A 6,951-nucleotide genomic window follows, 5' to 3' on the forward strand; every position below is an offset into this window, starting at 1 on the left:
CTCACAGACGTCCGATCCGTGCCCAAAACGGGGCTTGCGCGACCGCCGCCTACCCAGCAGACTGCCCGAAAAGGGCGTTTGAACTTCCTATACGCAGGTGCTGCGCTGGTTCGACGTGGACGTGAAAACCGCCAGCGGCGAAGTCGTGGCGAAGGTACGCAAGCAGCTCTACGTGCGTCTCAAGCCCGGGCGCAGACCGGCAACCTGACGCCTTGCCCGCTGCAACATCCCAGCACTAATGTCCGAACCCATGTGCTCCGAGACAAAACCCGAGGACAACGTCACCGTGCTGCTGCGGCGCTGGCATGACGGCGACCGCACCGCACTCGAACGCCTGCTGCCGCAGGTCTACGCCGACCTGCGACGTATCGCCGCCGGGCAACTACGCCGGCACGAAGGCCACGACACGCTGCAAACCACTGCGCTGGTGAACGACGTGTTGCTGCGCCTGCTTGATCGTCGCCTCACGGACTTTTCCAGCACCGCCCACCTGCTCAACGCCGCAGCGCAGATGATGCGCCAGCATCTGGTCAACCGCGCCCGCGTCGCCGCCAGCGAAAAACATGGCGGCGGTTGGTTGCGCGACGAGTTCGCCCAAAGCATGTCGCTGCCGATTCCCGACGACAGCGACATCGTCGATCTGGATGCTGCGCTCACCGATCTTGAACGCTTCGACACGCGCATGGCGCGGGTCGTGGAACTGCGCTATTTCATCGGCCTGAACGTGGCCGAGATCGCGCACGCGCTGGACACCAGCGAACGTACCGTGCAACGCGACTGGCTGCTGGCCCAGGCCTGGCTGCGCGACCGCTTCGACGCCTGACCCTGCGCACCGGCCCAAGGGGCCTTGCCCCCTTCGCTCGCAAAGAGCCTGCCCCGGACTTGATCCGGGAAGGGAGCCGACCGTGCGCCAAAAAGATGAACGAAAAATAAATATCAATGTCGGGCTTTCGTGCTGTTTCTCATACCCCCTGTGACGCCCGCGCAAACCCGCTTCGCGCAGCGCCATCACTTCCTTTCACAGGGCATCCGACATGACACGCACACTGAAACATTCCTGGCTCCGGGCCGCCTTCGCCGCCTGCCTTGCCCTGTTCGGGGCAAAACACGCAACGGCGGGCGAATATGTTCCCGATCCTTCACGCAACAACGGCCTGCATCTCCTCGAAAATTTCGGCCTTGGTCTTGTGGCTGAAAACTACATCGGTCGCAAGATGGTGCGGCTGGACAATGGTGATGTGATCGTCGCCGGCGAGGTGCCGGCACGCAGCGGAACCGTCGGCACCACGACCATCGGGCTGGTGCGCTACAACGACGAAGGCCAGTATGTGGCCTGGAGCAACCCTGGCAGCAATGGATACGGTGGCGGTGCCAACAACCGCTACGTCATCATCCCCAACCCCTTGACTGACTACTATGTCGTCGAAGTACGGGACATGGTGGTCCACGGCAACCAGATATTCGTTCTGGCCAATACCAACAGCGGCCCGATCCTGAACAGGTTCGATGCAGTGATCTACGTGTTCGGCACCGATGGAAGTTTCAGTAACGGATTTATTGTTGATTCAGCCCCGGCCAGTGCACGCACCGTCTGGGGCAGCGCACTGGCGGCCTATACCGTCAACCCCGACACTCCCTCAAGCTCCGTCGAACTCCTCTATATCGGGAGCAGGAAGCCAGGAGCGGTGGAACACATCGCGTTCAAGCGCTACAGCGTCGGAACCACGACAGGCATACTGCACTCGTGGAGCGAAAACACAATCAAGCCTTCCATCGGTGCTTGCCCGTTAAGCATTCATTGCACGGCTTCCGATATCGCACTGGGTTCTTACCGCGTCGAAAACGGCATCCCCGTGATCCCCGAAGTTTTCATCACAGGAACGCGCATTGATAACCCAGATGTCATGTCCTATGTTGTTCAGCTCAACATCAGACCTGGCAACCTATCTGTAGAGGAGATAGGCACTTTCCGAGTCGGGCCGTTCAACACCCGTGGTCGCGCGCTGGTGGTTGACCAAGACGATCTCTTCATGGTGGCCGAAGCCGATCGCGCGTGCAAAAACGGAGTGGCAGTCAGCAGATTTAGCACCTTCGTAGCCGCCCCCACCTATCCCACCTGGACACGCCACTTCGGCGGCAGCGATGAAGAAGCGGGATTCTGCAACACACCTCCCTTCTCGCACCTCCAGCCAACCGACATCCCCTTCGCCGTCGCGCTTCAAGATGGCAAGCTGGCTGTCGCAGGGCATGGCTACCGCACCCAGGCCGGAGCGGAAAGCATCACGGATGGCTTCGTCACCGTGCTCAATGCGGCCACCGGAGCCCTGATCTCGCCTGCAACCAGCGCACAACGTCCCGATGTGCCGCTGGTGTATTACCCGGAGCGCAACTCGGTGGGAGATCGCACCCGGCACACAGGCTTCAAGGACATCGTAGCTTCAGGCAATGGCACTTTCACCGTAACCGGCGACGCGCGCTACCCGGAAAACTACGCCGCGATGCCATGGCTGGCGGGCAAGAGGCGCTACACGACGCTGCGAATCATGGAAGCCGGGCCTGAGATTTTCGCCAACGGATTCGAGTAGCTCCGAACGCATGGTACTGATCCCCATGCGGTTGTTGCGGGGCGAATCGTGCCTCGCAATGACGTGCACCATACGATACGAAGCACCGTCTCTCCCCTCACCGGACCGCAGCATTGGATATCCTCGAACGCGAACGCCGCGCACTGTCCCTCGCTCGCCTCGCACTCGACTATCCAGCAGGTGAGCGCGAGGCACTGATCGCGCAACAGTGCGGCAACGACACCGCACTCGCCGAACGGGTGCGCCGGCTGCTGGCGCGGCTGGAGGAGATTTCCGACGATGGCGCGGCGCTTCCCCGCAGTAAACCCGACGAAGCCGCCACCGAACGCCTGATCGGCACGCTTCTCGGCCCGTTCCGCGTGATCGAGCGCATTGGGCGCGGCGGCATGGGCGTGGTGTATCGGGGCGAGCGCGAAGGTGCGGACTTTCAACAGGAAGTCGCGCTGAAGCTGATCCGGCGCGGGTTCGATTTCGACGATGTGCAGGTGCGTTTCCTGCGCGAGCGGCGGATTCTGGCACGGCTGGATCACCCGCATCTGGCGCGTTTCATCGACGGCGGCGTGACGGAGGGTGGTCGCCCGTGGTTCGCGCTGGAGTTCGTGCGCGGACGCAACATCGCCGCATGGTGCGACGAAGAGCGCCTCACCATCGCCGCCCGCGTGCGGCTGTTTCTGGACGTGTGCGCGGCGGTGCAGTACGCGCACGCGCAACTGGTGGTACACCGCGATCTGAAGCCGGACAACATCCTGATCGATGACAACGGCGCCGTGCGGCTGCTGGATTTCGGCATCGCAAGGCTGCTCGGCGAGGAAGAACACGGCCTCACCCTGACCCGCAGCGGCCACGGCTACGCGATGACGCCCGAATACGCCGCGCCCGAGCAATTCGCCGGGCAAGCCGTGGGCGTGGGTGCGGACATCTATGCGCTCGGCGCGGTGCTCTACACCCTGGTGGCCGGCGTGCCGCCCATCGCGCTGGATCGCGGCGACGTGCTGCGCGCCGGACAGCAGGTGCGCGAGCTTTCGCCGCAGACGCTGACCGCAGCGATTGCACGCAGCAGCGCCAGCGAGGATGCCGGGCAAGCCGAAGCACAGCGACTGGCGGCGCGTTCCACCCACGCCACCGCGTACCGCCGCACCGTGCGCGGCGATCTTTCGCAGATTCTGGAAAAGACGCTGGCCAAGGAACCCGAGCGCCGCTACACCGCCGCCGCCGCGCTGGCCGACGATCTGCAACGCTGGCTCGCAGGCAGGCCGGTGCAGGCCACCGGCAACACGCTGCGTTATCGCGCGGGCAAGTTCGTGCGCCGCCATCGCGCCGGCGTGGCGATGGCCGCGCTCGCGCTGGCGAGCCTGTTGGCGGGCATCGCCGCCGTGCTCTGGCAGGCGCGCATCGCGCAGCAGGAGGCGCAATCGGCCACGGCGATGAAGGACTACGTGCTCGATCTGCTGCGCGAGACCGAAGTGCGCGATGCCGACGACCGCATCGCCGTCGCCGACCTGCTGCAACGCGGCAGCGAGCGCCTGCGCGAACTGCCGCCGGGCAGCGAACTGCGCACCGAAATGCTGGCCGTGCTGCTGGCCCTGCATCGCGATCTCAACGCCGTCGATCGCGGCCTCGAACTGGCGCAGGCCGAACTTGGCACCACACCGGACTGGCGGCGCGCACGCACACCCGCCGGGCTGGCAGCGCTGACCCTCTACGCACACCTGTTCGGCCATGCGGCGCGCCCTGACGACCGCGACCGCCTCATCGCGCATCTGGCCCCGGCGGTGGAAACCTTCCCCGGCAGGCGCGACCTGCTCTTTGCCGATGCTGCCGCGCATGTCGGCACCATGACGATGGACGCAGGCCAGCCGGTGCGCGCGCTTGCGATTCTGGAAGATGCCGTGGCCGCGATGGACGATCTGCTGCCGGCCAGCGACCCGCGCCGGCAAGGTGCCGAAGTGCTGCTGGCCGGCGCCCTGACCACCCTGCGACAGGGCGAACGCGGGCGCGAACGGGCCGAACGCACGCTGGCCGCCGTCGATGACCGCTATCCGCGCATGCGCGCCTACGTGCAGAACATGGCCGCGCTGCGACGTGCGCTGTTCGGCGATTTCGAGGCGGCCGAAACTCTGTACGCCAGCACGCGCGACATCCTGCAACGCTATCCCGACCGCCGTCTGGCCGGCTATTACGCCCATACCCACGCCTCCCACGCCTTCGATCTGGGCGATGCGGCACACGCGCACGCCATGATCGAAGGCGGACTGGAGTACAGCGAAGCCCTCAATCCCGGACGGCTCGACAGCGGCCTTTACCTGATGCGCGGCGAACTGGCGATGGTTCAAGACCGCTTCGACGCTGCCGCCGAAGCGTATTCGCAGGCCGTGCAGTCGCACGCAGGCAACGCCAGGCCCGGACTCGATGCGATCTACCCGCAAACCCTGCGCGCCGTGGCGCTGTGCCGCGCCGGGCGAGGCGACGAGGCATGGGCAAGCTGGCATCAGGCCCACGACTGGCTGACGCACGCCCCTTCATCCACCGGCCACGCCGCCGCCCTGCTCGCCGCAGCGCAGGCCGTACTGCTCGCAGATGGCAGCGAGCCGGACGCCGCCGCCATCGCCTTCGCCCAGGCCGACACCGAACTCGCCAGCGCCCGCACCCGGCCGATCTCGGTGCACTGGCAACTGCGCGAAAACCGCGACGAGGTGCGCTTCGCGCTCTGGCAGGCGCAATCGCTGCACGCCGCAGGCCGTATCCAACAGGCACGCGAACATGCGCGCCAGGCGCTCCCCGCCAGCCGCGCACGGCTGGGCGATCGGCATTTTTTCGTGCAGGCGTTGCGGGAGATGGCAGACCAATTGCCTTGATCAAGCCCCTCTCCCATCGGGAGAGGGGTTGGGGTGAGGGTACGGACGAAGCGCGACAACCCAACCTTGCCGCAAGATTTCGTTGCCGCGCTTCGCTCGTACCCTCATCCGCCCCCGGATCGAGTCCGGGGCAGGCTCTGCCGGGCACCCACCCTGCCAGCCGACTTGCATGTCGACTGGCGTTCGCAGGCTCGCGGCTGCGCCGCTCGAAAGCCCTGTTCACCCCAAGGGGAGAAGGGAAAGCCGCGCAGAATGGGGATTTCGCTGCAAGACGGTAGAATCCGCGTCCATGAAAACCGCCTCCACCATCGCCGCCGCGTTCTACCGCTTCGCCACCCTGCCCGATTACGCCGAGAAGCGCGCCCCGCTGCTGGCGCTGTGCGAAGCACGCCACGTCTCCGGCACCATCCTGCTGGCCGCCGAAGGCGTCAACGGCACCATTGCAGGCACGCCCGACGACGTGCGCGCCGTGCTGGATTTCCTGCGCGCCGACCCGCGTCTGGCCGCGCTGGAACACAAGGAATCGCCCGCCGCACGCGCGCCGTTCCATCGCATGAAGGTGCGGCTCAAGCGCGAGATCGTCACGCTCGGCGTGCCCGGCCTGGATCCGGCCACGCAGGCCGGACAGTACGTCGATCCTGCCGACTGGAACGCCCTGATCGACGACCCGGACGTGGTGCTGGTGGACACCCGCAACGATTACGAAGTGGCCATCGGCAGCTTCCCCGATGCGGTAAACCCGGCCACGCGCAGCTTCAGCGAGCTGCCCGAATGGCTCGAACGCCACCCGGAACTGCGCGGCAAAAAGGTGGCGATGTTCTGCACCGGCGGCATCCGCTGCGAGAAATCCACCGCGCTGCTGCGCTCGCGCGGTTTCGATGAGGTGTATCACCTCAAGGGCGGCATCCTGAAATACCTGGAAACCGTGTCGGCACAGGAAAACCGCTGGCAGGGCGAGTGCTTCGTGTTCGACGAGCGCGTCGCGGTCGGTCATGGCCTTGCGCCGGGCAGTCACACGCTGTGCCGGTCCTGCCGCCATCCGCTCGGCGCGGAAGACCGCGCCTCGCCGTTGTACGAGGAAGGCATCTGCTGCCCGCGCTGCCACCACACGCTCGATGCGCAACGCCGCGCCAGTCTGGCCGAGCGCCAGCGCCAGGTGGCACTGGCGGAAAAACGTGGGCAGCGCCATGTCGGAGCGAGGAAGCCGTAACGCGGCTTGCTCTTTGATAGTCAATAACTATTGAATCAAGCCAAACAATCAATTTTCCATTGATACGACGCATCGCTTAGGCTGGACTCCCTTCAACGCAGGACGCCCGCCATGAGCAAGCCCAGCGACACCAAACCCACTTATCTCACCACCGATTTCGGCGCGCCCGTGCCGGACAACCAGAACAGCCTCACCGCCGGCCCGCGCGGTCTGTCGGTGGCGCTCGACGGCGACACCGTGCTGGTCGGGGCGTATGGCGAGGACGACGGCGGAGCGGATACCGGCGCGGCCTACGTATTCG

5 protein-coding genes are annotated in these 6,951 nt (G+C 65.5%); all 5 read left to right on the forward strand.

Annotation, left to right across the window (positions count from 1 at the left end):
• Positions 1–250: 250 nt before the first annotated feature.
• Complete coding sequence (locus EDC25_RS14285) at positions 251–823, forward strand: ECF-type sigma factor (protein WP_164483839.1); 573 nt, start codon at positions 251–253, stop codon at positions 821–823.
• A 211-nt stretch (positions 824–1,034) separates the two neighbouring features.
• The gene (locus EDC25_RS14290; protein WP_123520608.1) at positions 1,035–2,585 is read left to right on the forward strand and encodes a hypothetical protein; all 1,551 of its coding nucleotides are present in this window, start codon (positions 1,035–1,037) and stop codon (positions 2,583–2,585) included.
• Positions 2,586–2,698: 113 nt separating this feature from the next.
• Complete coding sequence (locus EDC25_RS14295) at positions 2,699–5,440, forward strand: serine/threonine-protein kinase (RefSeq protein ID WP_132577755.1); 2,742 nt, start codon at positions 2,699–2,701, stop codon at positions 5,438–5,440.
• 289 nt (positions 5,441–5,729) lie between these two features.
• Positions 5,730–6,650, forward strand: a complete 921-nt coding sequence (gene trhO / locus EDC25_RS14300) for an oxygen-dependent tRNA uridine(34) hydroxylase TrhO (protein WP_123520606.1) — start codon at positions 5,730–5,732, stop codon at positions 6,648–6,650.
• Between the two features lie 111 nt (positions 6,651–6,761).
• Positions 6,762–6,951: FG-GAP repeat protein (locus EDC25_RS14930; protein ID WP_207905721.1), on the forward strand; the 190-nt coding region annotated here is incomplete at its 3' end.

Source organism: Pseudofulvimonas gallinarii, from assembly GCF_004343305.1.
Taxonomy (GTDB): domain Bacteria; phylum Pseudomonadota; class Gammaproteobacteria; order Xanthomonadales; family UBA2363; genus Pseudofulvimonas; species Pseudofulvimonas gallinarii.